This is a genomic window from Azotobacter armeniacus (assembly GCF_054779355.1).
Genome location: NZ_BAAGYK010000033.1, coordinates 63,351 through 86,844 on the forward strand (window position 1 = coordinate 63,351; position 23,494 = coordinate 86,844).

Sequence of the window (23,494 nt, forward strand, 5' to 3'; positions counted from 1 at the left end):
CCGGGCGGGCGGGCGCCTGTGCGCCGCCGCCCTGCCCGGCCGGCTCGAGGTGGTGCAACGGCGCGCAGTCTGGCAAGGCTCGGGGCTGCTTTACAAGCACCATGAAGGGGGATATGCGGAACTTATATGTAGGCGCCGCTCAGCAGCGTCGGGTTGAACGCTTCAGCCCATAGGTTGGGCTGAGCCCCGCGAAACCCAACGTTGCAGGGGGGATCGTCGACACGGAAGTTGGGATTTGCAAGCTCACTCTAACCTACGGAGCTGCTGTACCACCCTGTACAAAACTAGCTCTTGGCAGACTACGCCCTTGTTTTTTTCTTTCTCCTTCTGCCTTTTTTACTCTTTCAATATTTTTTAGGACATGATCTGGCGCTCCGCTCTTTATTGGTTTATGTGTTTTGCGATTCCAATAAACACGCTCAGCATCTTTTACTATTCTCTTCAAGGAACGCCCAGGAAAATCTCGCTTCAGTTGCTCAACAATGTTCATAATTTCCTTTACATTCTGATCGCTGTATTTCACTCATCAGCCTGCAAAACGAAGTCTAACATCTTAATTAAGCCGAGCCGCGAAGCCCATAAGCCGAGCTGAACTCCGCGAAGTCCAACGTTGCAAGGGTATCGTCGACACGATTCGTTGGGGTTCGCAAGCTCACCCTAACCTACAAAATATTTTCATCTTAAACCCAGTCTTCGTAAACAAGGCCAGGTACACGGCCAAATTCACGAACATTATTTGTCACAAGCGTACAGCCGGAGGCTATCGCATGACCTGCGATAGCAGTGTCATTGGGGCCGATTCGCGTGCCCACCTCGGTCAGCGCTCGCATTACTTCAACGGTCGCATCTACGGCGCGTTGATCCCACGGCAACACGGCGTCTAACCGTTTCACGAATTCATCAACCAAAGTTTTATGCTTGGCTGAGGCTTTCTTACCGATCTGGCCGAAACGCATTTCGGCGTAGGTGACGGTAGAAATAACGATTCGATTGCCGTGGCTAACTTCTGCCGCCAACCGCTGCAAAACCGACTCAGGGAGTTCCCGCATGATGAACGAACAAATGCAGGTATCGAGCATGTAGGTCGTCACAGTCACAGATTGAACCTGCCTTCATTACCAACAACAGGCGGGCGCTCTTGAAGAAAGTCGGCATCGGCTTTCGGCACATCGGCCAGGGATTGCCATGTTGGCCGCACCGGGCGAAGAGTGATTACGTCGCCCTCGCGCGAAATCTCCAGCTCCCCGACGCCTTCATAAGCCATGTCATTCGGTAGTCGAATCGCCTGATTCTTGCCGTTCTTGAAAATAGAGACAGTACGCATGCCTACCCCCTAAAACATATGTTGAGCATATGCAATATAGCAACAGATCAAGGCGTATGCAAAGCATATGCTTTGTGCGGGTGGAACGGGAACTGCTGATGGCCATATGGGACTCCGCGGTCAGATCGCGGCCAGTCTTTCGGCCATGTCGGGGTACTGCTCGACCAGCCTGATGAGAACGGCGGCCTGGGCGTTCGGCTTGGCCTTGGCCTGCTCCCATTTGCGCAGGGTGCCCGTGCTGATGCGGAAGCGGCGGGCAAACACCTGCTGGGACATGTGCATTTTCTTGCGCAGGGCGACGATCTCGCTCGCCGACACCTCCGGCGCCGGCTTTTCCTCGACCTCGTATTGGCGCAGGGTGATCTTGCCCTCGCGGTGCGCCGCCATTTCGCCGATGCCCTGCATCAGCTCGGCAAACAAATCACGCTTTTTCACTTGGCACCTCGCTTTTTCAGCTCTGCGGTGATGGCCTGCTTGAGCAGCTTCTCCTGCTCGGCGGTCAGGTTCTCCAGCTCGTCCTTGTCGAAGATGGCGAACATCCAGAATTGGCCATCGTCGAGCAGCCAGTAGTAGATGACGCGCAAGCCACCACGCTTTCCCTTCCCTCTGCGTCCATCGGCCCAGCGCAGCTTGCGGAAGCCGCCCGTGCGCGGCATGACGTCGCCGGCCTCGGGGTTCTTCAGCAGCTCCCTCTGGAGCTGCCGATACTCGTCGTCGGTCAGGTAGTCGCCGACCGTGGCGGTGAAGCTCATGGTTTCGACGAAGATGGCTTTCATGGAAAAAGTGTAAGCAACTTGCTCATATTCGAGCAAGCAGGGCGGGGCATGCTCTCACGCCTCTTCCCGCCCTGCCCGCCCTGCCCGCCGCCTACAGGCGCTTCTCCAGTAGGTAGGGCGGGTGAAGTCCGCCGGACATGGCGCTAAACCACGCCGAAGTTGGCGGGTTTCTCCCGCCCTACAAGGCTACGGAGCTATATCAAGCCGGCCTGCAACGCGAGTCCGGCTTGCATGAAAATTAGACAGTATCCGCAGAAGAACTACCGAATAGACGCTCTGCGATCTTTCGGCCCCGTTCGATGCCCTCTGGAGTGAGCCATACCGACTTGGACTTGCTCTTTGGATCGCTGATGAATCCTTGTGAATGCAAGCTATCCATTACGTCGAAGTCGAAGCCCTTCCATACCCGGCCCTCGTCAAAACTGAAAACGGCCAGGAGAGCCAGAACGGCATCCTCGATGCGGGTTTGATCGTAATCCGTATTCATAATTTCAATGATCCCTCTCAATGCGCTGCCCAACCACTATTCGCTACCAAATAGCAGGAAGGGCGGGTGCAACCCGCCGGACATGGCGAAGACATACGCCGAAATCGGCGGGTTTTACCCGCCCTACCTCAACCCGGCATTTCGCTCGCGGTCAGGTCCAGGCAGAGCAGCGCCTTGGCGATCAGCTCGTCGATCTCCGACTCGGAAATCACCAGGGGCGGGGCGACGATCATGGTGTCGCCGACCGCGCGCATCACCAGCCCGTTGTCGAAGCAGTGCTCGCGGCAGCGCAGGCCGACCGCCAGGTCGCTGGCGAAGCGCTCGCGGGTCCGCTTGTCCCTGACCAGTTCCAGCGCGGCCAGCATCCCTAGCCCGCGGGTTTCCCCAACCAGCGGATGCTCGGCGAGCTCCCGCCAGCGCTGCTGCAGATAGGGCGCGGTCCGCATTCTGACCCGCTCGACGATGCCCTCCTCGCGCAGCAGACGGATGTTCTCCAAAGCCACCGCCGCCGCCACCGGATGCCCGGAATAGGTGAAGCCGTGGTAGAACTCGCCGCCTTCCTCGAGCACCTCGACCAGCGCATCGCGTACCACCACCCCGCCCATCGGCAGGTAGCCGGAGGTCAGCCCCTTGGCGATCATCATCAAGTCCGGCTGCAGCCCGTAGTACTGGCTGCCGAACCACTCGCCAGTGCGGCCGAAGCCACAGATCACCTCGTCGACGGCAAACAGGATGTCGTACTTGTGGAGAATCTCGCGAATCCGCGGCCAGTAGCTGTCCGGTGGGATGATCACCCCGCCGGCTCCCTGGATCGGCTCGGCGACGAAGGCGGCGACCTTGTCCTCGCCGATCTCGAGGATCTTGCGCTCGAGCTGATCGGCGACATGCACGCCGAATTCCTCCGGGTCTAGGTCGCCGCCTTCGCCGAACCAGTAGGGCTGGTCGATGTGCGCGATGCCGGGGATCGGCAGGTCGCCCTGGCCGTGCATGGCCTTCATGCCGCCCAGGCTGACCCCGGCGACGGTGGAGCCATGGTAGCCGTTCCAGCGGCCGATGATGACGTTCTTCCGCGGTTGCCCGCGGGTCGCCCAGTAGTGGCGCACCAGGCGCAGCACAGTGTCGTTGGCCTCCGAGCCGGAGCCGGTGAAGAACACGTGGTGCATGCCGGGCGGCGCCAGCTCGGCGATCGCCCGGGCCAGCTCCACGGCCGGCGGGTGGGCGGTCTGGAAAAACAGGTTGTAGTAGGGCAGCTCGCGCATTTGCCGGCTGGCCGCCTCGACCAGTTCCTCGCGGCCGTAGCCGACGTTGACGCACCACAGTCCGGCCATGCCGTCGAGGATGCGGTTGTCTTCGCTGTCCCACAGGTAGACGCCGGAAGCACGGGTGATGATCCGCGGGCCGCGGGCGTTGAGCAGCTTGTAGTCGGTGAACGGTGGCAGGTGGTGGGCGCGGCTGAGTTCCTGCCACTGCCGGGTTTGCGGATTGCCGGAAGTGCCTTTCATGGGAGTTCCCTCCTCAGGGCATGGCCCGTCGGGCGGGCCGGGAAACGCCTGGCGGGTTACACCGAGAGGAGCAGGAAGGCCCGCTCCCAGGAGCTGATCACCCGTTTGAAGTTCTCGTGCTCGGCGCGCTTCACCGCGACATAGGCGGTGATGAAGCGCGGGCTCAGGTAGCGCTCCAGGGCATGGCAGTTCTCCATGCGCTCCAGCGCTGCCTCCAGGGTCAGCGGCAGGCGCAGGCTGCGCCGCTCATAGCCGCGGCCCTGTACCGGCGCGCTCGGCTGCAGCTGCTCGACCATGCCGATGTAGCCGCACAGCAGGCTCGCGGCGATGGCCAGGTAGGGGTTGGCGTCGGCACCGGGCAGGCGGTTCTCCACCCGCCGGTTGTGCGGCGTGGAGTCCGGCACGCGCAGCCCGACGGTACGGTTCTCCTCGCCCCACTCGACGTTGACCGGCGCCGAGGTGCCGGGCAGGAAGCGGCGGAACGAGTTGACGTTGGGCGCAAACAGCGGCAGCAGCTCGGGAATGTACTTCTGCAGCCCACCGATATGGTTGAGGAACAGCTCGCTCATGGAGCCGTCCGGATTGGAGAAGATGTTCCAACCCTCGCAGTCGACCACGCTCTGATGCAGGTGCATGGCGCTGCCCGGCTCGCCGGTCATCGGTTTGGCCATGAAGGTGGCGGCCACGTTGTGCTTGAGCGCCGCCTCGCGCATGGTGCGCTTGAACACCAGGATCTGGTCGGCCAGGTGCAGCGCCTCGCCGTGGCGGAAGTTGATCTCCATCTGCGCGGTGCCTTCCTCGTGGATCAGGGTGTCCAGATCCAGCCCCTGGGCCTCGCACCAGTCGTACATGTCCTCGAACAGCGGGTCGAACTCGTTGGCCGCGTCGATGGAGAACGACTGGCGGCCGGTCTCCCGCCGCCCGGAACGGCCCACCGGCGCCTGCAGCGGATAGTCCGGGTCGTCGCTGCGCTGGGTCAGGTAGAACTCCATCTCCGGCGCGACGATCGGCTGCCAGCCGCGCTCGGCATACATCGCCAGCACCTTCTTGAGAAGGTTGCGCGGCGACAGCTCTATGGGATTGCCCCACTTGTCGCAGGTGTCGTGGATCACCAGGGCGGTGGGCTCGATGGCCCAGGGCACGAGGAACACAGCGCTCTCGTCGGGATGGCAGAACATGTCGATCTCGGCCGGGTCGAGCAGCCGGTAATAGATGTCCTCGTTCACGTAGTCGCCGGTCACGGTCTGCAGCAGCACGCTTTCCGGCAGGCGCATGCCCTTCTCGGCGATGAACTTGCTGGTCGGGGCGATCTTGCCGCGGGCGATGCCGGTCAGGTCGCTGATCAGGCACTCCACCTCGGTGATCTTGCGCTCCTTCAGCCAGAGCGTGAGACGGTCGAGCTTGCCACTGGCGTTCATGATGAAACTCCTTGCGCTCGGGCCGGACGGCCCGCTAACGGCGCTCCGCCCGACGCCGGCAGGCATCGCCGAAGGCTTGGAACAGGGCCTGGGAATGGGGATTGCAGCGGGACTGCCATTCCGGATGCCACTGCACGCCGAGGGCGAAAGTCTGCGCGCCCTCGACGGAAAACGCTTCGATCAGCCCGTCCGGGGCCAACCCTTCCATGCGCAGACCGGGCGCCAGGCGCTCTACACCCTGGCCATGCAGCGAGTTGACCTCGATCTGCCGGGGCAGGCCGATCCCGGCGAGCAGCCCGCCCGACTGCACGTGCAGCGCATGGCGCGGCCCGTACTGGACCTCCAGCGCCTCATCCTCCACCTCGCGATGATCCGCATAGGGACCGGCCTCGTGGACCTTCTGGTACAGGCTGCCACCAAAGGCCACGTTCATCTCCTGGAAGCCCCGGCAGATGCCGAGCAGCGGCACGCCCTCGGCAACCGCGGCGCGGATCAGCGGCAGCGTGGTGCGGTCGCGGGCCGGATCGTGGTGGGTGCCCGGCTCGCTGGCAACGCCCTGGTAATGGTGGGGCTCGACATTCGACGGCGAGCCGGTGAAGAGCAAGCCGTCGAGCCGCTCCAGCAGGGCCTTCTGGTCGATCAGCTCGCCCAGCGCGGGAATGATCAGCGGCAGGCCGCCGGCGCCCTCCGCCACCGCCCGCAGGTACTTGTCGCCGGCAATATGGAAAGGGTGCAGGCCGATCTGGCGGGTGCAGGCGGTCACGCCGATCAGGGGCAGACGGGGCATAGCATCATCCTGACTGTCGGGGGTGGAACCGAGCTTAGTCTTGTTCATTTTTTTAGACAACAGCCTCCGCGGCGAAACGGCGCGCAGGGGCCTTGCCAGCCATGGCGGGCTTTGGACCACTCCGCAGGAGAGGCTCCGAAAGGCCGTAAAATCGGCATGCAAGCCCTATTCCGAAGTAGCGGCAGCGTGCCTTGACAGCGCCAGAGCTTTGGGATTGACTCAACATTAACTCAATGAATGATTGAAATTTTAAACAATCAAGGTGTTACATCATGTCGGTACCCCCGCGTGCCGTTCAGCTCAACGAAGCGAACGCGTTCCTCAAGGAACATCCCGAGGTGTTGTTCGTCGACCTGCTCATCGCCGACATGAACGGCGTGGTGCGCGGCAAACGCATCGAACGCACCAGTCTGCATAAGGTATATGAACAGGGCATCAACCTTCCCGCCTCGCTGTTCGCCCTGGACATCAACGGCGCCACCGTCGAGAGCACCGGCCTGGGTCTGGACATCGGCGATGCCGACCGCATCTGCTACCCGATCCCCAACACCCTGAGCAAGGAGCCCTGGCAGAAGCGCCCCACCGCGCAACTACTGATGACCATGCACGAGCGCGACGGTACGCCCTTCTTCGCCGACCCACGGGAGGTGCTGCGCCAGGTGGTGGACCGGTTCGAGGCGCTGGAGCTGACCGTCTGCGCCGCCTTCGAGCTGGAGTTCTACCTGATCGACCAGGAGAACGTGAACGGTCGGCCGCAGCCGCCGCGCTCGCCGATCTCCGGCAAGCGCCCGCAGTCGAGCCAGGTCTACCTGATCGACGATCTCGACGAGTACGTCGACTGCCTGCAGGACATCCTCGAAGGCGCCAAGGAACAGGACATCCCGGCCGACGCCATCGTCAAGGAGAGCGCCCCGGCGCAATTCGAGGTCAACCTGCACCACGTCGCCGACCCCATCAAGGCCTGCGACTACGCCGTACTGCTCAAGCGGCTGATCAAAAACATCGCCTACGACCACGAGATGGACACCACCTTCATGGCCAAGCCCTATCCGGGCCAGGCCGGCGACGGGCTGCACGTGCACATCTCGATCCTCGACAAGGACGGCAATAACATCTTCGCCGGTGATGATCCCCAGCAGAACGCCGCTCTGCGTCATGCGATCGGTGGTGTGCTGGAGACCATGCCGGCCTCGATGGCCTTCCTCTGTCCCAACGTCAACTCCTATCGCCGCTTCGGCGCCCAGTTCTACGTGCCCAACGCACCCTGTTGGGGCCTGGACAACCGCACCGTGGCCCTGCGCGTGCCGACCGGCAGCTCGGATGCGGTACGCATCGAGCACCGCGTCCCCGGCGCCGACGCCAACCCCTACCTGGTGATGGCCGCGCTGCTGGCCGGCGTGCACCACGGGCTGACCAACCGGATCGAGCCGGGCGAGCCGGTCGAGGGCAACTCCTACGAGAAGGTCGAGCCCAGCCTGCCCAACAACCTGCGCGACGCCCTGCGCCGGCTGGACGAGAGCGAGATCCTCGCCCGCTACATCAGCCCGGACTACATCGACATCTTCGTCGCCTGCAAGGAGAGCGAGCTGGAGGAGTTCGAGCACTCGATCTCCGATCTGGAATACAACTGGTACCTGCACACGGTCTGATCAGTCGGCCGGAAAGCTGCTGCGCTCGGCCATGCTGCGTTGAAAACAGGCTCGGACTTGCTCATCTATAGCTCGTAAACTCCGCGTCCTCGCCTGTCTTCGCCTTGCCTGGCCTTCGCTCGCTACGCTTTCTGGCCGACTGATACCAACTTTTTAACGTCATTTGACCCCGACATCATCCTCTGCCAGCTTGAAGGTTCCCGCCCATCCGTTGTCACGAGGTCGCCATGTCTCGCATCGTCACCGTCGCCGCCACCCAGATGGCCTGCTCCTGGGATCGCGCCGCCAACATCGCCAGGGCCGAGCAACTGGTGCGCAAGGCCGCGGCCAGGGGCGCGCAGATCGTCCTGCTGCAGGAACTGTTCGAGACCCCCTACTTCTGCCAGAAGCCCAACCCGGAGTACCTGCAGCTGGCCACCCCGGTCGAGGACAACCCGGCCATTCGCCACTTTCAGAAGATTGCCGCCGAACTGAACGTGGTGCTGCCAATCAGCTTCTACGAGCGGGCTGGGAGAGCGCGTTTCAACAGCATCGCCATCCTCGATGCGGACGGGCGGATGCTCGGCCTCTACCGCAAGAGCCACATCCCGGACGGCCCAGGCTACCACGAGAAGTACTACTTCAACCCCGGCGACACCGGCTTCAAGGTCTGGCAGACCCGCTACGGCCGGATCGGCGTGGCCATCTGCTGGGACCAGTGGTTTCCGGAGAGCGCGCGCAGCATGGTGCTGCGCGGCGCCGAGCTGCTGCTCTACCCCACTGCCATCGGCAGCGAGCCCCACGACCCTGGCATCGTCTCCCGCGATCACTGGCAGCGCGTGCAGCAGGGCCATGCTGGCGCCAATCTGACACCGCTGATCGCCAGCAACCGCGTCGGCCGCGAGGTGCAGGAGGACTACCACATCGACTTCTACGGCTCGTCGTTCATCGCCGACCAGTTCGGCGCCAAGGTCGAGGAGCTGAACGAGACGGAAGAAGGCGTGCTGGTGCACAGCTTCGATCTCGACCACCTGGAACACATCCGCAGCGCTTGGGGGGTGTTCCGCGACCGCCGGCCCAACCTGTACGGCGCTATCAAGACCCTCGACGGCACGCTGGAGTCCTGAGGCGTGGCCAAGCCGATGCAAACCCTGAGCAGCACCCCGCGTACCGACGGTTTCCGCATGCCCGCCGAGTGGGAACCGCACAGCCAGACCTGGATGATCTGGCCGGAACGCCCGGACAACTGGCGGCTCGGCGGCAAGCCGGCGCAAGCTGCCTTCGCCGCGGTGGCCCACGCCATCGCCCGCTTCGAGCCGGTGACCGTCTGCGTATCCAGCGCGCAATACGAGAACGCCTGCGTCCGCCTGGCCGGAGCCGACATCCGAGTCATCGAACTGAGCAGCGACGACGCCTGGGTACGCGACACCGGACCGACCTTCGTGGTGAACGACGCCGGCGCGGCACGCGGCGTAGACTGGACCTTCAATGCCTGGGGCGGCTTCGCCGGCGGCCTGTACGCGCCCTGGAACCGTGACGACCAGGTGGCGCGCAAGATTCTCGGCATCGAGCGCTGCGCCCGTTATCGTACCGAGGACTTCGTGCTGGAGGGCGGCGCCATCCATGTCGACGGCGAGGGCACCCTGCTCACCACCGAGGAATGCTTGCTCAACCCGAATCGCAATCCGCACCTTTCCCGCGAGGAAATCGAGGCCATGCTCGCCGAGCATCTGGCCATCGAGCGGGTGATCTGGCTGCCGCAGGGCCTGTACAACGACGAGACCGACGGCCACGTCGACAATTTCTGCTGCTTCGTACGCCCCGGCGAAGTGCTGCTGGCCTGGACCGATGACCCGCAGGACCCCAACCACCCGCGCTGCCGGGCTGCTCTGGAAGTGCTCGAGAAGGCCAGCGACGCCCGCGGCCGCGCCCTCAGCGTACAGCGGATGCCGATCCCCGGCCCGCTGTACGCCAGCGAGGAGGAATGCGCCGGCGTCGACCTGGTCGCCGGCAGCCAGCCGCGTGATCCGTCGATCCGCCTGGCCGGCTCCTACGTGAACTTCCTGATCGTCAACGGCGGCATAATCGCACCAGGCTTCGACGATCCCCGCGACGCCGAGGCCGAGGCCCTGCTCAGGCAACTGTTCCCCGGACGCGAGGTGCTGATGCTGCCCGGCCGGGAAATCCTCCTCGGCGGCGGCAACATCCATTGCATCACCCAGCAGCAACCGGCAGCGCAGCGGCGTCGCTGAGCGGCGCCGCTCAGCGTTCGTCCGTGCAGAACAGCTGGTAGAGCGTGTCGATCACCGCCAGGGCTTGCGGGCTGCTGATCCGGTAGTGGATCAGCTTGCCGTCGCGGCGGGTTTCCACCAGCCCCTCGCGGCGCAGCACGCCGAGTTGCTGGGACAGGGTCGGCTGGCGGATGCCCAGCAGGGCCTCCAGTTCGCCGACGTTGCGTTCGCCCTGGGACAGCTGGCAGAGCAGCATCAGGCGATCCGGATTGGCCAGCACCTTGAGCAGTTGCTCCGCCTGGCCGGCAGATTCGCGCAAGCGCTGGATGTCGATGGCAGGAGTCGTTTCGGTCATGGGCAGAAGGCTCGGTTGCGCTGGGCATAAGCTATTTAGAGACAACAGCTTTTTCAACGCCTGACGGCACAGAGAGGGCACAACGCGGGGAGCGGGCAACTGCCGAGCCACCCCCACCCAGGCGGATGGGAGCGCCGGAAAGAGGCGGCACGGCCGCCCCGGGAGTTACATCAGCGGCAGGGTATAGCTGACAATCAGACGGTTCTCGTCGACGTCGCGGACGAAATTGCTGCGCATGGTCGCGTTGCGCCACTTCAGGCTCAGGTTCCTCAGCATGCCGCTTTGGAACACATAGGCGATATCCGTGTCACGTTCCCATTCCTTGCCATCGGAGCCCGGGCCGCGGTCGACATGGTCGCCCGATACGTAGCGGGTCATGAAGGTCAGGCCGGGAACGCCGAGCGCCGCGAAGTCGTAGTCGTAGCGCAACTGCCAGGAGCGCTCGTCGGCATTGGCGAAGTCGCTGACCTGGATGTAATTGACCAGGAAGGGGTCGGTACCGGCGACCTGCGCGAAGCCGGTGTCGCCCTGCATCTTCTGCAGGCCCAGCCCGAACTTGTGGGCGCCCATGGCGTAGGTGGTCAGCAGCCCGAAGGCATGGTTGTCGACATGGGCCTCGCCATCGTCCGTGGAGCGCGCATAGCGCACATCAGTCTTCAGAGAGTGCTTGCCGCCCAGCGGCAGCACATGCACCAGGTTGACGGCGTGCTGCTTGTAGAGGTCGTCCAGTTCGCCGTAGTAGTAGGTGGCGGCCAGCCCCTTGGTCACCTGGTAGGTCGCGCCGCCGTACATGAAGAAGTTCGCCTCATTCTCACCGCCGCTCTTGATGGTGATGTTCCGCCGGTTGGCGCGGACCAGGCTCATTTCTTCGTTGTTGGTAGAGTTCCGGTAGTTGACCTGGTTCAGGTAACCGAAGTCCAGGGTCAGCCCCTCGATTTCCTTGATCTGCAGGTTGCCGCCCTGGAAGGTCTGCGGCAGCAGGCGGGTATCATTGTAGAGCACTACCGGGTTCTTCGGCAGCAGGGTGCCGACCTTGAGCTCGCTCTTGGAGTACTTGACCTTGGCGGTCACGCCCAGCTCGCTGTAGTCGTCCGGCGCCCGGTTGCCATACCCCCCCGGCAGCAAGCCGGTTCCGGCGTCGTCCGGACTCGAATCCAGCTTCACCCCCACCAGGCCAAGCACGTCGAGGCCAAAGCCGACCGGCCCCTCGGTATAGCCGGACTCCGCCCGCAGAATGAAACCCTGCGCCCATTCGTCCTGCTTGGCCTGACCGGTGCCATCGCGGAAGTCCTTGTTCATGTAGAAGTTGCGCAGCTCCAGGCTGGCCTTGCTGTCCTTGAAAAACTCGGCAGCAGCCTGCTGAGTCACCGATAGGCCCAGAATACCGGCCGCCACAGCCAGCGCCAGGGGGGCTTTTGTCATCTTGTTATTCTCCATTCTTATTTTTCGAGTGGTACTGCAGCAGCATGGCTTTTGCTGTCCAGGACAGGCCACGGGCAGAACTCATTGGGCATCCTGCAACCGTCACGCAGGAGCACGCCAACGATAGCCAGAAAAAATAAGCAAAAATATAAGGGAAATTACTTATTTACATAAATGAAAAACAATGATAAGCACCCATCAACAGAGGGCATCCAATGATCCGCGCTTTCGCCGCTTCGAGCCGGCAGAAAAAGGACTGCAGGTAACAGGCGCAGGATTCAGAGCAGCACGACTCTATCCTTGCCCTGCTGCTTGGCCTGGTACATGGCCGCATCGGCACGGGCATAGAGCGCACCGAGATCGTCGTCCGGTCCCAGGCCGACCAGCCCCTGGCTGACGGTGATGCGGAAGGTGTCGCCGCCGGCATGGAACACCAGCTCCCCGATGCTCCGCTGCAGGCGTTCGGCGATCGGCAGGGCCTGCTCCGGCCGACAGCGGGGAAACAATGCGGCGAACTCCTCGCCACCGATTCGCCCGAACAGGTCGCCGCCGCGCAGCGTAGTGGCACAGCAGTCGGCCAGCCGCTGCAGCACCTGGTCGCCGACCTGGTGGCCATGGGTATCGTTGATCCGCTTGAAATCGTCGATGTCCAGCAACAGGAAGGCCAGCGACGTGCCGTACTGGCGGGCGAGCTGCAGCTCGCGCTGGGCACACTCGAAGAAATGCCGGCGATTGCTGCTGCGGGTCAGCCCATCGGTGCTGGCGAGGCGTTGCAGCTCGCCCTCCAGCTGCTTCCGCTCGGTGATGTCCTCGGCGAGACCGACGATGATCCGTGCCCGCCCGCTTTCGTCCGGGTCGCCGCAGTAGCATTTGTCGTTCAGCCAGCGCAGCTGGCCGTCGCCGCGGATGATGCGGTACTCGCGCTGCTCGACGGCCCCCTTGTCGAACACCTCGCCCAGGCTGCCCAGGACGTAGTCGCGATCGTCCGGGTGGACGCACTCCAGCCAACCGGCCAGGGCATCCGGCAGCGGCCCGGACGGACGGCCGAAGATCCGCTCGTAGGCCGGGCTGAGGTAGAGCATCCGCCGCGCCTGCCAGTCGTAGGCCCAGAGCACCGCATTGACGCTGGCCAGCAGCATGCCGAACAGCTGTTCGCGAGCCTGCAGGCGGCGCATCTCGGTCTGTGCCTGCCGCAGGGCCGACAACACCTCGCCCGGCCTGACGGCCAGCTCCCCGCTGGTGACTAATGCTCCCTTGAGGCTCATGCAATCCCGCTCCCTTGACCTGAACGACAACACCCATCTAATGGGCACAGGCCATCAGATCAACGGCAGTCGGCAAAGTTCGCCCGCCCCCCCTCAGGCGAGCGCCGGGGCGGGGCGCAGCGAGTAGGTCTTCAGCTGCTCGGCGAACTCGCGCAGGGACTGGATGCCGCTGGTCTCCGCCTCATGGATCCAGTCACGGATCGCGGCGAGCATCTCATGGCCGTTGGCGCTGGTCCGGGCCCAGATCTGCTGCAGCGCCAGGCGCTTCTCGTAGATCACCCGGAGCGTCTGGCTCTGCTCGAGGATCGACTGGATGCGCGCCTGCTGGCGTGCCTCGAGCAGGCTGGTCTCACGCGCCAGCAGGCCCTTGGCCCTGCGGTACAGGTGACGCATCGGAGCCTCGGCCCGCGCCACTTCCACCTGGACCTGCGGGGCGATCACCTGATTGCGGTACTGCGCCATGATCTGAAAGCGGTTGTTGAGGATCGCCATGGCCGTGTCCATGTCCAGCTGGCGCTTGCCCTCTACCCGGTAGGCAATCGGCGCGGTGCGCTTGACCTCGGCCAGCCCCAGCCGGACCAGCAGGCGGATCCACGCCCAGCCCATGTCGAACTCCCAGGCCCTGATCGAAAGCTTGGCCGAGTTGGGATAGGTGTGGTGATTGTTGTGCAGTTCCTCGCCGCCGATCAGGATGCCCCAGGGCACCAGATTGGTGGCGGCGTCACGGCATTCGAAATTGCGATAGCCCACGGCATGGCCGAGGCCATTGACCACGCCGGCCGCCCAGAACGGGATCCACATCATCTGCACGGCCCAGACGGTCAGGCCGAGCACGCCGAACAGGGCCAGGTCGATCAGCAGCATGAGTGTCGCCCCGCCGTTGGGGAAACGCGAGTAGACATGCCGCTCGATCCAGTCGTCCGGGCAGTTCCTGCCGTAGGTGCGCAGCGTCTCGACGTTGCCCGCCTCCGCCTTGTAGAGCTCGGCGCCCCGCCACAGGACATTCGACAGTCCCTTGTACAGAGGGCTGTGCGGATCCTCCGGCGTCTCGCAGCGGGCATGGTGCTTGCGGTGGACGGCGGTCCACTCGCGGGTGTTCATGCCGGTGGTCAGCCACAGCCATAAACGAAAGAAGTGCTTCACAGCCGGATGCAGATCCAGCGCACGATGCGCCGAATAACGATGCAAATACACGGTGACGCTGACCACGGTCAAATGAGTGAGCAGCAGGGTCACTATGATGAGTTGCCAGGGCGTCAGATCGAGAAAACCGTCGTACCACATGAGTGCATGCCTCGGAGTTCGAACAGCGGCCTATGGTGAGCCTCATTATTAGCGCGCTTGGCTGGAAAACCCGCGCCTTTCTTTGGATAAGAAATGTTTCCACAGCACGATCATCCTGTCCGGCGGTCATGGATTGGGCCTTACTGATGAAAAGGCACCTCCCCCTGCTGCTGGCCTGCCTGGCCTACGTTTTCCTCTCCCTTCTATGGATCACGGTCAGCGACTGGCTGCTGCTGTCTCTGTTGGAGGATAGCGCGTACCTGAATGTATGGCAGACCCTCAAGGGCATCGTCTCCATTCTCTTCACCGCCCTGCTGTTCTACTTCCTCGGCCGCCGCCAGCTCGCCGACCGCACCGCCCACGCCGCCCGCCAGCGCCAGGCTGACGCAGTGTTCGACAGCACCCTTGAAGGCGTGCTGGTCACCGATGCCGAGCAGCGGATCGTCTATATCAACCGGGCCTTCACCCGGATTACCCGCTACGGAGAGGCCGAGGTGCTGGGCCAGCTGCCCACCCTGTTCAAGTCCGGCCGGCACGACGGCGAATTCTACCGGAAGATGTGGCAGGCGCTGGGCCAGCGCGCCGAATGGAGCGGCGAGATCTGGAATCGCCGCAAGACCGGCGAGGTGTATCCCCAGTGGCAGAGCATCCGCGCCATTCGCAACGAGGCAGGCGCTATCACGCACTATGTGGCGGTGTTCTCCGACCTGTCGATGCTCAAGCGCTCCCAGGCCGAACTCGACTACCTGGCCCACTACGATCCGCTGACCGGCCTGCCGAACCGCCTGCTCTTCAAGGAACGCATCCAGCATGCACTGGAGCGGCCCCCGCTGGAGAAGGGCCAGGGCGCGGTCCTGCTGCTCGACCTCGATCATTTCGCGCACATCAACGAAAGCCTCGGCCACAAGCTGGGCGATCAGCTGCTCAAGACCATCAGTCAGCTCCTGACCTACCAGGTGGAGCATCAGGGCATTACCCTTGCCCATCTGGGCGGCGACGAGTTCGGCCTGCTCTGCGAAAACTGCTCGCCGCAGCAGGCCGCCACCCTGGCCATGAAGATCCTCGATGCACTGAACCAGCCGGTCCACCTGGACCAGCACGAGCTGCTGATCGGCGCCAGCCTCGGCATCAGCCTGTTCCCCACCGACGCGCAGAGCGTCGAGCAGGCACTGCGCAACGCCGACTCCGCCCTGCACAAGGCCAAGAGCAATGGGCGCGGCACCTACACCTTCTACAGCCAGGAGCTGACCACCTACGCCCGGCAGCGCGTCGAATTGATCGCCGCCCTGCGCCACGCCCTGGAGCACGGCGAGCTGCGCGTCCACTACCAGCCGATCCACAACCTCAGGAACGGCCAACTGGTCAGCGTCGAGGCGCTGGTGCGCTGGCAGCACCCCGAACGCGGTCTGGTGCCGCCGGGGGAATTCATCCCGGTCGCCGAGGAGAACGGTCTGATCGGCGCCATCGACCTGTGGGTGCTGGAGCAGGCCTGCCGGCAGATGCGCAGCTGGCTGAAGGCCGGGCACGCGCTGAAGTGCGTCGCGGTGAACATCTCCACCCGCCTGTTCAGCCGTGGCGGACTGGACCTGCAGGTCGCCGAAATCCTCGCCAAGACCGGCCTGGATGCACGCCACCTGGAGCTGGAAATCACCGAAAGCGCAGTGATGGACGATCCGGACTGCGCCCGCCGGCAACTCCAGCGGCTGCGCGATCTGGGCGTGCGCCTGGCGATCGACGACTTCGGCACCGGGCACTCCTCGCTGCAGCGCCTGAAGAGCATGCCGGTGGACAAGCTGAAGATCGACCGCGGCTTCGTCGCCGGCCTGCCGTCCGACGGCAAGGATGCCGCCATCGCCCGCTCGGTGATCGTACTCGCCCACAGCCTGGGACTGACCGTTCTCGCCGAAGGCATCGAACAGCCGGAGCAGGCGGACTTCCTCAAGCGCAGCCACTGCCCTCTCGGCCAGGGCTACCTCTTCGGCAGGCCGCTGCCAGCGGAGGAGCTCTTCCGGGCGCCGACCGTGCTGCAGGCGAATACCCTGGTCGGCTGAGTCGACGGCATCCCCGGCTCGGCGCCCCCTCTGCTCCTCAGCCGCCCAGGGCATGGCGGCGAATGAAGCGCCGGTCCAGCCGCTCCCTCCAGTAGCCGCAGAAGCGCCCGCCGGCACTCCAGCCATGCCAGCCGAGCAGCGCGCTGCCGTCACCGGTGGCGAGCAGGAGCAGGTTCTGCCGTGGCGGCCGGTAGTGGTGCAGCGAGCGGCCAGCCAGTACCGCACGCAGGTTGTGACTGAGCACCGGCGCCTGGCGTAGCGCCTGGAAGGCGCTCCTGCTCACCCCGGGCAGCGCGGCGCAGTCGCCGGCGGCGAAGATCTGCGGATGGGACAGGCTCTGCAGAGTCGCGCCGACTTGCACGAAGCCGGCCGCGTCGCAGACCAGGCCGCTCTGCGCCAGCCAGGGTGGTGCCGTGGCGCCGCTCGCCAACAGCAGGCGCGAACCCTGCCAGACCGGCTCCCCGGCGCTGAGCAGGAGCTGCCCGTCGATCCCGCTGACCGGGCAGTACTCGCGCACCCACACGCCGCGCCGGCGCAGCGCACCGAGGGCACGCAAGCGCAGCCCCGCCCCGAGGCCCTCGAGCAGCGGCCCGGCGCAGAACAGCGACAGCGCCGGCACCTGTCCGGCCAGCGCCAGGGCCAGCTCGACCCCGGCCGGCCCGCCGCCGAGAATCGCCAGCGGCTGCGGTTCCTGCCGCCAGCGCTGCCAGCCGTCAAGGAAACCGGCGAAAGGCTTGGCCGACAGCAACTGCATACCCTCGCTCTGCTGCGATGGCGCAAGCCGCCCGGCACCAACGTTCAGCGACAGCCAGTCGGACCGCTCCAGCCGCCCGTCGGCCAGCTGCAACTCGCGCGTCTCGGCCTGCAGCGCCCGCACCTCGCCGACGATCAGTTCGACGCCCGCAGCCTGGCACAGCGGCTCCAGCTCGATGCAGCAGTCCTGCGCTGCATAGCGTCCGGCGAGCAACCCAGGCAACGTCCCCGCATACCAGGCTTGCGGCACGGCACTGACCAGCCCGAGACGCCCCTTCGGCCGTCGCCCCCGGGCCCAGCGCCGGAGCACGCCCAGATGGCTGTGCCCGGCACCGATCAAGAGCATATCGATAACCACCTCCCATTCATTCCATGCCCACGGGTCGCAACGCAGTATGAGCAGCCTCGCCGCCGTGCCCTTAGATGCCGCCGAGGCAAAGGTACTTGATCTCCAGATAGTCCTCGATGCCGTACTTGGAGCCCTCGCGGCCCAAGCCCGAAGCCTTGACCCCGCCGAACGGCGCCACCTCGGTGGAGATCAGGCCGGTGTTGACGCCGACGATACCGTACTCCAGCGCCTCGGCCACGCGGAACACCCGGCCCAGGTCGCGGGCGTAGAAGTAGGCGGCGAGGCCGAACTCGGTGGCGTTGGCCAGGGCGATCGCCTCGGCGTCGTCCCGGAAGCGGAACAGCGGGGCCAACGGCCCGAAGGTCTCCTCGCGGGCGACCTTCGCATCCGCCGGCACCTCGGCGAGGATGGTCGGTTCGAAGAAGCTGCCGCCGAGCGCATGGGGCTGACCACCGGCGATCACCCGGGCGCCCCTGGCCAGCGCGTCGGCGATGTGCTCCTGGACCTTGCCCACGGCCTTGTCATCGATCAGCGGGCCGATGGTGACACCCTCCTCCAGGCCATTGCCGACCTTCAGGCGCGCCACCGCGACCTTGAGCTTCTCGGCGAAGGCGTCGTAGACGCCGTCCTGCACGTACAGGCGGTTGGCGCAGACGCAGGTCTGCCCGGCATTGCGGTATTTCGAGGCCAGCGCGCCCTCTACCGCGGCGTCCAGGTCGGCGTCGTCGAAGACGATGAAGGGCGCGTTGCCGCCCAGTTCGAGAGAGACCTTCTTGATGTCCGCGGCGCACTGGGCCAGCAGTTGGCGGCCGATCTCGGTGGAGCCGGTGAAGGACAGTTTGCGCACCGTGGGGTTGCCGGTCAGCTCACCGCCGATCTCGGAGGCACTGCCGGTGACCACGTTCAGCACCCCCGCCGGAATACCCGCGCGCTCGGCCAGCTCGGCCAGCGCCAGCGCCGAGAACGGCGTCTGCGAGGCCGGTTTGAGCACCAGGGTGCAGCCGGCAGCCAGCGCTGGACCAGCCTTGCGGGTGATCATCGCCGCAGGGAAGTTCCATGGCGTGATGGCCGCGCAGACGCCAATCGGCTGCTTGATCACCAGGATGCGCTTGTCCGCCTGGTGGCCGGGAATGGTGTCGCCGTAGACGCGCTTGGCCTCCTCGGCGAACCATTCGAGGAAGGACGCGGCATAGGCGATCTCGCCGCGCGCCTCGGCCAGCGGCTTGCCCTGCTCGAGGGTCATCAGCCGGGCGAGGTCGTCCTGGTGCTCCATCAACAGCTCGAACCAGCGACGCAGCTTGCCCGCGCGCTCCTTGGCGGTCAGCGCACGCCAGGCCGGCAGCGCACGCTCGGCGGCTTCGATGGCGCGGCGGGTCTCGGCTGCGCCCATTTTCGGCACGCTGCCGAGGATCTCGTTGCTGGCCGGATTGTTCACCGCGAGGGTCTGCCCGCTGTCGGCATCCAGCCAGCAACCCTCGATGTAAGCCTGTTGGCGGAACAGCTGGGCATCGTTCAATTGCATTGCGATCCACTCCTTCGTAACCGGTGGGAGCGACGGCCGCCAGTGCGGCAGCCCGTCGCGCTGCGCTCTCTGCAGGCCTGCGCCAGCCCCCCGGCTTGCGCTCGTCGCAGTTTGGCGGGGAGTATAGCCCCGCGCGGACGGCTCCCGGCCGTCCGCCACTACCGGAAAACATCCCGGAACCAACAAGGAGATATCGTGAGGAAACTGATGATCGGCGGCCTCGGTGCCGCCCTGCTGCTGGCCACCCTGGGTGTCCAGGCCCAGCTCAAGCCAGAGGACCAGATCAAGTACCGCCAGGCCGGCTACAACTTCATGGCCTGGAACATGGGCAGGATCAAGGCTCAGGTCGTGGACGGCAGCGTGCCCTACAACAAGGATCAGTTGGCCGCCGCCGCCAGCGCCATCGCCGCCATCGCCAATTCCGGCATGGGTTCCCTATTCGCCCCCGGCACCGCCAGGGACAAGATGGGCGACAAGACCAGGCTCAAGCCGGAGTTTTTCAAGAACCTCGACCAAGCCAACAAGTTGGCCCGCGACTTCACCGGCGCCATCAACAAGCTGGCCAGCGAGGCGGCCAGCGGCGACCAGGCGCGCATCAAGACCGCCTTCGGCGCGGTCGGCAAGACCTGCAAGGCCTGCCACGACCAGTTCCGCACGGACTGATCCGACCACCGGCCGGCCGGCCCCCACCTACCAGTCGAGCACCGCCGGGGCGGGCGGCTGCGCCAGCCAGCCGGCTGCCGACTGCACGCCCCAGACCAGCAGCAAGGCGCCGGCCAGCGCCACGGCCAGCGCCCAGGGCGCCCCGCCGATGGCCTAGCGCTGCTCGGGATATTCCCGCGGGCTGCGCCCGCCGATCATCGCCCGCACCAGCGGCTGCCGGCGCACCAGAGCGTAGAAGAGGATCGCCAGCAGATGCAGGCCGATCAGCCCCAGCAGCAGCCACCAGGCCTGCCGGTGCAGGCCGGTCAGGCCAGGCGCTGGTGTCGGCCTCCACCAGCCGGTAGAGCGGCCCCTGGAAGGCGATGTCGTCGCTGGCCATCAGCCCGCTCAGGGTCTGGAAAGCCAGCAGGCCGAGCAGCACCAGCACCGACAGGGCGCCCAGCGGGTTGTGCCAGACCATCAGATTGCCGCCCAGCCAGCCGGTGAGGATGGCGCCGCCGACGGCCAGCGCCAGCGACCAGTGAAACAGACGCAGCGGCGCGTCCCAGACCTTGATACTGTCCGACATGTCCTAGACTCTCTCTTTCCGAACCGGCCCCCGGCCGATACCCAGGCGCCCCCCGCAGGGTAGCAGCCGCCCGGCTGCCGGCAACTCCCAGCAAGGAGCCTCCCATGAGCGAAACCGAGCGCGTCACCCTGACCCTGCAGCAGCTGGAGGACTACCGCTGCAGCCTCGACTTCGGCAATGGCCAGCCGCCGCTGATCGTCGACGAGCCGCCGCCGCTGGGCAGCGGCCAGGGCCCCAGCCCGGTGCAGCTGCTGCTCTCCGCCGTGGCCAACTGCCTGACCGCCAGTCTGCTGTTCGCCCTGCGCAAGTTCAAGCAGGACGCCGAGCCGCTACACTGCGAGGCCAGCGCGGAAGTCGGCCGCAACGAGCAGAACCGCCTGCGCGTTCTGGGTATCGGGATCACCCTGCAGCTGGGCCGCCGCGCTGCAGAGCTGGAGCACCTGCCGCGCATCCTCGAGCAGTTCGAGGAATTCTGCGCGGTGGGCCGCAGCGTGGCCCAAGGCATCCCCGTCCGTCTGTGGGTCCGCGACACCGAGGGCGCCCTGCTCAAGCAGCCGGCGGACTGAGGCGGCCGGAGTCAGCCCGACACGCCCGTCTCGCCGCGCGCGGCACACGCTTCGCGGTCGGCCCGCCCGCCCAGCTGCCAGCCGAGCAGGCCCCAGAGTGCAGCGCAGGCTGCACCGACCAGGGCCGCCAGCCAGGCGCCCTGGCCGAGCAGGTCGAGCCCACTCTTGGCCCAGCCGCTGATGGCATCGCCGCCACGGTAGACCACGGTATCGATGAGGTTCTTCGCCTTGTACTTGCTCTCGGCATCCAGCGGGGCGAACAGCATCTCCCGCCCCGGCCGCACGAAGGCATACTCGCCGATGCGCCGAACGATCATCAGGGTGGCCAGCACGGCGAAGGTCGGCATCAGCGCCAGGGCGACGAAGCCCAGGCACATCAGGACCGGCACACAGGCCAGCAGCACCCGCACGCCCAGGCGCTGGGCGATGCGGCCGGTGATGAACAGCTGGGAGAGCAGCGCCCCGGCCTGCACCACGAAATCGATCAAGCCGAAGACACGGATCTGCTCGCTGCGCTGCGGAAAGAGCTCGGCCACCAGCCGTGCCTGCTCGAAATAGAGGAAGGTGCTGACCGTCGCCAGCAGGATCACGAAGGCGCTGACCCCGAGCAGGTAGGGCGAGCCCAGCACTCGGGTCAGGCCGCTGAACGGATTGCCCGGCACCGGCCGCCGCGGACTCTCCGACAGCTGCGCGCCGGGCCGGCCGGCGCCGCCGACGGCCCGCCAGTGCATCAGGTAATGCTTCAGCCCCAGCGCCGCCAGCAGCAGCACGGCGGACAGCGCCAGCAGGCCGGCCTCGCCGAGCACCGCCACCAGCAGGGTGCTCAGCGCCGGCCCGGTCAGGCCGCCGACGCTGGCCCCGGCGGCAATGAAGGCGAACAGCCGCTTGGCCTGGGGCGCGTCGAACACGTCGGCCATCAGGCTCCAGGCCACCGAGACGACGAACAGGTTGTACACCGACAGCCAGACATAGAAGGTCCGCGCCAGCCAGACGCTTTCCCTCGCAGCGAAAAACAGCGCGGCGAACAGCAGCAGGTTCAGGCTGAAGAAGCCGTACACCCAGTCGATGAAATGCGCCCGCGGCACCTGCGAATTCAGCCAGGCGAACAGCGGCACGGCGGCCAGCATGACCACGAAGGTGGCGCTGAACAGCCACTGCAGGTTCTCCACGCCGCCCATCACGCCCATCGTCTCGCGGATCGGCCGCAGCATGAAGTAGCCGGCGAACAGGCAGAAGAATAGCGCGAAGCCGGACAGCGCCGCCGCCAGCTCGCCGGGGCCGGGGCCGGCGCCGATCAGGCCGGCCAGCCGCCGCAGCGGTGCCGGCAGGGTCGAAGTCATGCGCCGCCTCCCGGCTCAGGCGAACAGCTCGACGATCCGCGCGCGCTGCCCGGCATCCGGCAGGCGACCCTGGCCGGCGAGCAGGTTGTCGGCCATGTAGCGCGGATTGTCGGTGGCCGGAATCACCGCGGTGACCGCCGGCTCGGCGAGGATGTACTTGAGCAGCAGCTGCGCCCAGGAGGTCGCGCCCAGCTCCTGTGCCAGCGGAGGCAGCGGCTTGCCCTTGACCTGGGCAAACAGCTCGCCACGCATGTACGGCCGGTTGATCAGGGTGGCAATGCCGTTGTCGGCGCAGAACGGCAGCAGGCGCTTCTCGGCGTTGCGCTCGCCGACCGAGTAGTTGAACTGCACGAAATCGACCCTCTCCCGGCGCAGCACCGCCAGCAGGCCGTCGTGGGCCGAGTCTCGATAGTGGGTCACGCCGATGTAGCGCAGCCGCCCCTGCTCCTTCAGCTCACGCAGCAGGGCCAACTGGGTGGCGGTATCCTGCAGGTTGTGCACCTGCATCAGGTCGATGCGGTCGGTCTGCAGCGCCTTGAAGCTGGCCTCGATCTGCCGGCGGCCGGCTTCCCGCCCGGTGGAGGACACCTTGCTGGCGAGAAACAGCCGATCACGCACGCCGAGACGCCGGGCCAGCTCGCCGGTCACCTGCTCGGAGCGGCCGTAGCTCGGCGCGGTATCGATCAGGCTGCCGCCGCCCTCGACGAGGGTGCGCATCACCTCCAGCAGGGGGGCCAGCGCGGCATCGTCGAGCTTGACGTCGAAGGTCCGCGAGGTGCCGAGGCCGATCGCCGGCAACTCCTCGCCGCTGGAGGGAATGCGCCGCGCGAGCAGCGCCTCTGCAGCCAGGGACGGCGCGGACAGCAGCGGCGCCATGGTCGCCATGGCGGCGAGCAGGGCCGAACGCTGCAGGAACTGACGACGGGTGGGCATGGGATCCTCCTCCTTGATGAACCGATAGCCCGGGCATGGCCTTTCATGACGCCCGAACGAAAAGGCTGCAACAAGCCTTTTTGATTGGGCGCACAGTATGGACAGCCCGCTCCTATGCATTATTGCTATAAGGGACATGAACTATAGCTGCAATCCTGAGAATCCCATGCTAAGCGGCCTTTCCAACCTCAGGCTGTTCGACCGCATCCTCGCCACCGGCAGCCTCTCGGCGGCGGCGCGAGAAACCGCCCATGCCCTGGCGCTGCAGGG

The 23,494-nt window shown here is 65.5% G+C and carries 23 protein-coding genes and 1 pseudogene; 6 read left to right on the forward strand and 18 right to left on the reverse strand.

Features of this window, described 5'->3' with window-relative positions; genetic code table 11:
• Positions 1-253: 253 nt before the first annotated feature.
• The 9 genes from ACYVD0_RS07095 to ACYVD0_RS07135 form a co-directional block, all read right to left on the reverse strand.
• Complete coding sequence (locus ACYVD0_RS07095) at positions 254-523, reverse strand: hypothetical protein (RefSeq protein WP_460426167.1); 270 nt, start codon at positions 521-523, stop codon at positions 254-256.
• A gap of 157 nt (positions 524-680) precedes the next feature.
• A complete protein-coding gene (locus tag ACYVD0_RS07100; protein WP_460426281.1) occupies positions 681-1,091 on the reverse strand; it encodes a type II toxin-antitoxin system VapC family toxin in 411 nt (136 codons plus the stop codon).
• A gap of 2 nt (positions 1,092-1,093) precedes the next feature.
• On the reverse strand, positions 1,094-1,324 hold the full coding sequence (gene vapB, locus ACYVD0_RS07105; protein WP_460426168.1) for an AbrB/MazE/SpoVT family DNA-binding domain-containing protein: 231 nt from the start codon (positions 1,322-1,324) through the stop codon (positions 1,094-1,096).
• Between the two features lie 120 nt (positions 1,325-1,444).
• Positions 1,445-1,759, reverse strand: a complete 315-nt coding sequence (locus tag ACYVD0_RS07110; RefSeq protein ID WP_460426169.1) for a helix-turn-helix domain-containing protein — start codon at positions 1,757-1,759, stop codon at positions 1,445-1,447.
• A complete protein-coding gene (locus ACYVD0_RS07115) occupies positions 1,756-2,100 on the reverse strand; it encodes a toxin (protein WP_460426170.1) in 345 nt (114 codons plus the stop codon). Before ACYVD0_RS07115 ends, ACYVD0_RS07110 begins: the two co-directional genes overlap by 4 nt.
• 238 nt (positions 2,101-2,338) lie before the next feature.
• Positions 2,339-2,587 carry a DUF6429 family protein gene (locus ACYVD0_RS07120; protein WP_460426171.1) on the reverse strand — a complete coding sequence of 83 codons (249 nt, stop codon included), beginning with the start codon at positions 2,585-2,587 and terminating at the stop codon, positions 2,339-2,341.
• Positions 2,588-2,715: 128 nt separating this feature from the next.
• On the reverse strand, positions 2,716-4,089 hold the full coding sequence (locus ACYVD0_RS07125) for an aspartate aminotransferase family protein (protein ID WP_460426172.1): 1,374 nt from the start codon (positions 4,087-4,089) through the stop codon (positions 2,716-2,718).
• Between the two features lie 56 nt (positions 4,090-4,145).
• On the reverse strand, positions 4,146-5,507 hold the full coding sequence (locus tag ACYVD0_RS07130; RefSeq protein ID WP_460426173.1) for a glutamine synthetase family protein: 1,362 nt from the start codon (positions 5,505-5,507) through the stop codon (positions 4,146-4,148).
• Between the two features lie 34 nt (positions 5,508-5,541).
• Positions 5,542-6,294, reverse strand: a complete 753-nt coding sequence (locus tag ACYVD0_RS07135; protein WP_460426174.1) for a gamma-glutamyl-gamma-aminobutyrate hydrolase family protein — start codon at positions 6,292-6,294, stop codon at positions 5,542-5,544.
• A gap of 272 nt (positions 6,295-6,566) precedes the next feature.
• Here ACYVD0_RS07135 and ACYVD0_RS07140 point away from each other — a divergent pair, with 272 nt between their 5' ends.
• The 3 genes from ACYVD0_RS07140 to aguA all read left to right on the forward strand — a co-directional run bounded on the left by ACYVD0_RS07140 (position 6,567) and on the right by aguA (position 10,174).
• On the forward strand, positions 6,567-7,943 hold the full coding sequence (locus ACYVD0_RS07140) for a glutamine synthetase family protein (RefSeq protein ID WP_460426175.1): 1,377 nt from the start codon (positions 6,567-6,569) through the stop codon (positions 7,941-7,943).
• Between the two features lie 227 nt (positions 7,944-8,170).
• Positions 8,171-9,049, forward strand: coding sequence for an N-carbamoylputrescine amidase (gene aguB / locus ACYVD0_RS07145; protein WP_460426176.1), 879 nt, complete (start codon positions 8,171-8,173; stop codon positions 9,047-9,049).
• A gap of 15 nt (positions 9,050-9,064) precedes the next feature.
• Complete coding sequence (gene aguA / locus ACYVD0_RS07150; protein ID WP_460426282.1) at positions 9,065-10,174, forward strand: agmatine deiminase; 1,110 nt, start codon at positions 9,065-9,067, stop codon at positions 10,172-10,174.
• A 10-nt stretch (positions 10,175-10,184) separates the two neighbouring features.
• Here the strand turns inward: aguA and ACYVD0_RS07155 are convergent, their stop codons facing one another.
• The 4 genes from ACYVD0_RS07155 to ACYVD0_RS07170 all read right to left on the reverse strand — a co-directional run bounded on the left by ACYVD0_RS07155 (position 10,185) and on the right by ACYVD0_RS07170 (position 14,479).
• Entirely contained in the window at positions 10,185-10,508 is a 324-nt protein-coding gene (locus ACYVD0_RS07155; protein WP_460426177.1) for an ArsR/SmtB family transcription factor, read from the reverse strand.
• Between the two features lie 165 nt (positions 10,509-10,673).
• A complete protein-coding gene (locus ACYVD0_RS07160; protein ID WP_460426178.1) occupies positions 10,674-11,930 on the reverse strand; it encodes an OprD family porin in 1,257 nt (418 codons plus the stop codon).
• A gap of 278 nt (positions 11,931-12,208) precedes the next feature.
• Positions 12,209-13,195, reverse strand: coding sequence for a sensor domain-containing diguanylate cyclase (locus ACYVD0_RS07165; protein WP_460426179.1), 987 nt, complete (start codon positions 13,193-13,195; stop codon positions 12,209-12,211).
• Between the two features lie 93 nt (positions 13,196-13,288).
• Complete coding sequence (locus ACYVD0_RS07170) at positions 13,289-14,479, reverse strand: DesA family fatty acid desaturase (protein ID WP_460426180.1); 1,191 nt, start codon at positions 14,477-14,479, stop codon at positions 13,289-13,291.
• Positions 14,480-14,625: 146 nt separating this feature from the next.
• Here ACYVD0_RS07170 and ACYVD0_RS07175 point away from each other — a divergent pair, with 146 nt between their 5' ends.
• Positions 14,626-16,530: a putative bifunctional diguanylate cyclase/phosphodiesterase gene (locus ACYVD0_RS07175; RefSeq protein WP_460426181.1), complete on the forward strand. Its 1,905-nt coding sequence runs from the start codon at positions 14,626-14,628 to the stop codon at positions 16,528-16,530.
• Positions 16,531-16,567: 37 nt separating this feature from the next.
• Here ACYVD0_RS07175 and ACYVD0_RS07180 read toward each other — a convergent pair whose 3' ends face one another.
• Together ACYVD0_RS07180 and gabD are read right to left on the reverse strand one after the other, a co-directional pair.
• Entirely contained in the window at positions 16,568-17,629 is a 1,062-nt protein-coding gene (locus ACYVD0_RS07180) for an NAD(P)/FAD-dependent oxidoreductase (RefSeq protein ID WP_460426182.1), read from the reverse strand.
• A gap of 73 nt (positions 17,630-17,702) precedes the next feature.
• On the reverse strand, positions 17,703-19,154 hold the full coding sequence (gene gabD, locus ACYVD0_RS07185; protein WP_460426183.1) for an aldehyde dehydrogenase family protein: 1,452 nt from the start codon (positions 19,152-19,154) through the stop codon (positions 17,703-17,705).
• Positions 19,155-19,361: 207 nt separating this feature from the next.
• Between gabD and ACYVD0_RS07190 the strand changes: the two genes are divergently transcribed.
• Complete coding sequence (locus tag ACYVD0_RS07190; protein WP_460426283.1) at positions 19,362-19,817, forward strand: c-type cytochrome; 456 nt, start codon at positions 19,362-19,364, stop codon at positions 19,815-19,817.
• 27 nt (positions 19,818-19,844) lie between these two features.
• Here the strand turns inward: ACYVD0_RS07190 and ACYVD0_RS07195 are convergent.
• Positions 19,845-20,385: pseudogene (locus ACYVD0_RS07195) on the reverse strand (cytochrome b/b6 domain-containing protein).
• Positions 20,386-20,489: 104 nt separating this feature from the next.
• Between ACYVD0_RS07195 and ACYVD0_RS07200 the strand changes: the two are divergent.
• On the forward strand, positions 20,490-20,951 hold the full coding sequence (locus ACYVD0_RS07200) for an OsmC family protein (RefSeq protein ID WP_460426184.1): 462 nt from the start codon (positions 20,490-20,492) through the stop codon (positions 20,949-20,951).
• A gap of 11 nt (positions 20,952-20,962) precedes the next feature.
• Here the strand turns inward: ACYVD0_RS07200 and ACYVD0_RS07205 are convergent, their stop codons facing one another.
• Both ACYVD0_RS07205 and ACYVD0_RS07210 read right to left on the reverse strand, forming a co-directional pair.
• On the reverse strand, positions 20,963-22,291 hold the full coding sequence (locus tag ACYVD0_RS07205; protein ID WP_460426185.1) for an NTP/NDP exchange transporter: 1,329 nt from the start codon (positions 22,289-22,291) through the stop codon (positions 20,963-20,965).
• Positions 22,292-22,306: 15 nt separating this feature from the next.
• Complete coding sequence (locus ACYVD0_RS07210) at positions 22,307-23,224, reverse strand: aldo/keto reductase (protein ID WP_460426186.1); 918 nt, start codon at positions 23,222-23,224, stop codon at positions 22,307-22,309.
• Positions 23,225-23,494 lie beyond the last annotated feature (270 nt).

Coding starts and splice junctions, on each gene's coding strand:
- aguA (WP_460426282.1), top strand. CDS start 9,065: ATGCAAACCCTGAGCAGCACCCCGCGTACCGACGGTTTCCGCATGCCC.
- ACYVD0_RS07135 (WP_460426174.1), bottom strand. CDS start 6,294: ATGCCCCGTCTGCCCCTGATCGGCGTGACCGCCTGCACCCGCCAGATC.
- ACYVD0_RS07190 (WP_460426283.1), top strand. CDS start 19,362: ATGATCGGCGGCCTCGGTGCCGCCCTGCTGCTGGCCACCCTGGGTGTC.
- ACYVD0_RS07175 (WP_460426181.1), top strand. CDS start 14,626: ATGAAAAGGCACCTCCCCCTGCTGCTGGCCTGCCTGGCCTACGTTTTC.
- ACYVD0_RS07165 (WP_460426179.1), bottom strand. CDS start 13,195: ATGAGCCTCAAGGGAGCATTAGTCACCAGCGGGGAGCTGGCCGTCAGG.
- ACYVD0_RS07210 (WP_460426186.1), bottom strand. CDS start 23,224: ATGCCCACCCGTCGTCAGTTCCTGCAGCGTTCGGCCCTGCTCGCCGCC.
- ACYVD0_RS07125 (WP_460426172.1), bottom strand. CDS start 4,089: ATGAAAGGCACTTCCGGCAATCCGCAAACCCGGCAGTGGCAGGAACTC.
- ACYVD0_RS07170 (WP_460426180.1), bottom strand. CDS start 14,479: ATGTGGTACGACGGTTTTCTCGATCTGACGCCCTGGCAACTCATCATA.
- ACYVD0_RS07160 (WP_460426178.1), bottom strand. CDS start 11,930: ATGACAAAAGCCCCCCTGGCGCTGGCTGTGGCGGCCGGTATTCTGGGC.
- ACYVD0_RS07140 (WP_460426175.1), top strand. CDS start 6,567: ATGTCGGTACCCCCGCGTGCCGTTCAGCTCAACGAAGCGAACGCGTTC.
- gabD (WP_460426183.1), bottom strand. CDS start 19,154: ATGCAATTGAACGATGCCCAGCTGTTCCGCCAACAGGCTTACATCGAG.
- ACYVD0_RS07155 (WP_460426177.1), bottom strand. CDS start 10,508: ATGACCGAAACGACTCCTGCCATCGACATCCAGCGCTTGCGCGAATCT.
- aguB (WP_460426176.1), top strand. CDS start 8,171: ATGTCTCGCATCGTCACCGTCGCCGCCACCCAGATGGCCTGCTCCTGG.
- ACYVD0_RS07130 (WP_460426173.1), bottom strand. CDS start 5,507: ATGAACGCCAGTGGCAAGCTCGACCGTCTCACGCTCTGGCTGAAGGAG.
- ACYVD0_RS07200 (WP_460426184.1), top strand. CDS start 20,490: ATGAGCGAAACCGAGCGCGTCACCCTGACCCTGCAGCAGCTGGAGGAC.
- ACYVD0_RS07115 (WP_460426170.1), bottom strand. CDS start 2,100: ATGAAAGCCATCTTCGTCGAAACCATGAGCTTCACCGCCACGGTCGGC.
- ACYVD0_RS07205 (WP_460426185.1), bottom strand. CDS start 22,291: ATGACTTCGACCCTGCCGGCACCGCTGCGGCGGCTGGCCGGCCTGATC.
- ACYVD0_RS07180 (WP_460426182.1), bottom strand. CDS start 17,629: ATGCTCTTGATCGGTGCCGGGCACAGCCATCTGGGCGTGCTCCGGCGC.
- ACYVD0_RS07120 (WP_460426171.1), bottom strand. CDS start 2,587: ATGAATACGGATTACGATCAAACCCGCATCGAGGATGCCGTTCTGGCT.
- vapB (WP_460426168.1), bottom strand. CDS start 1,324: ATGCGTACTGTCTCTATTTTCAAGAACGGCAAGAATCAGGCGATTCGA.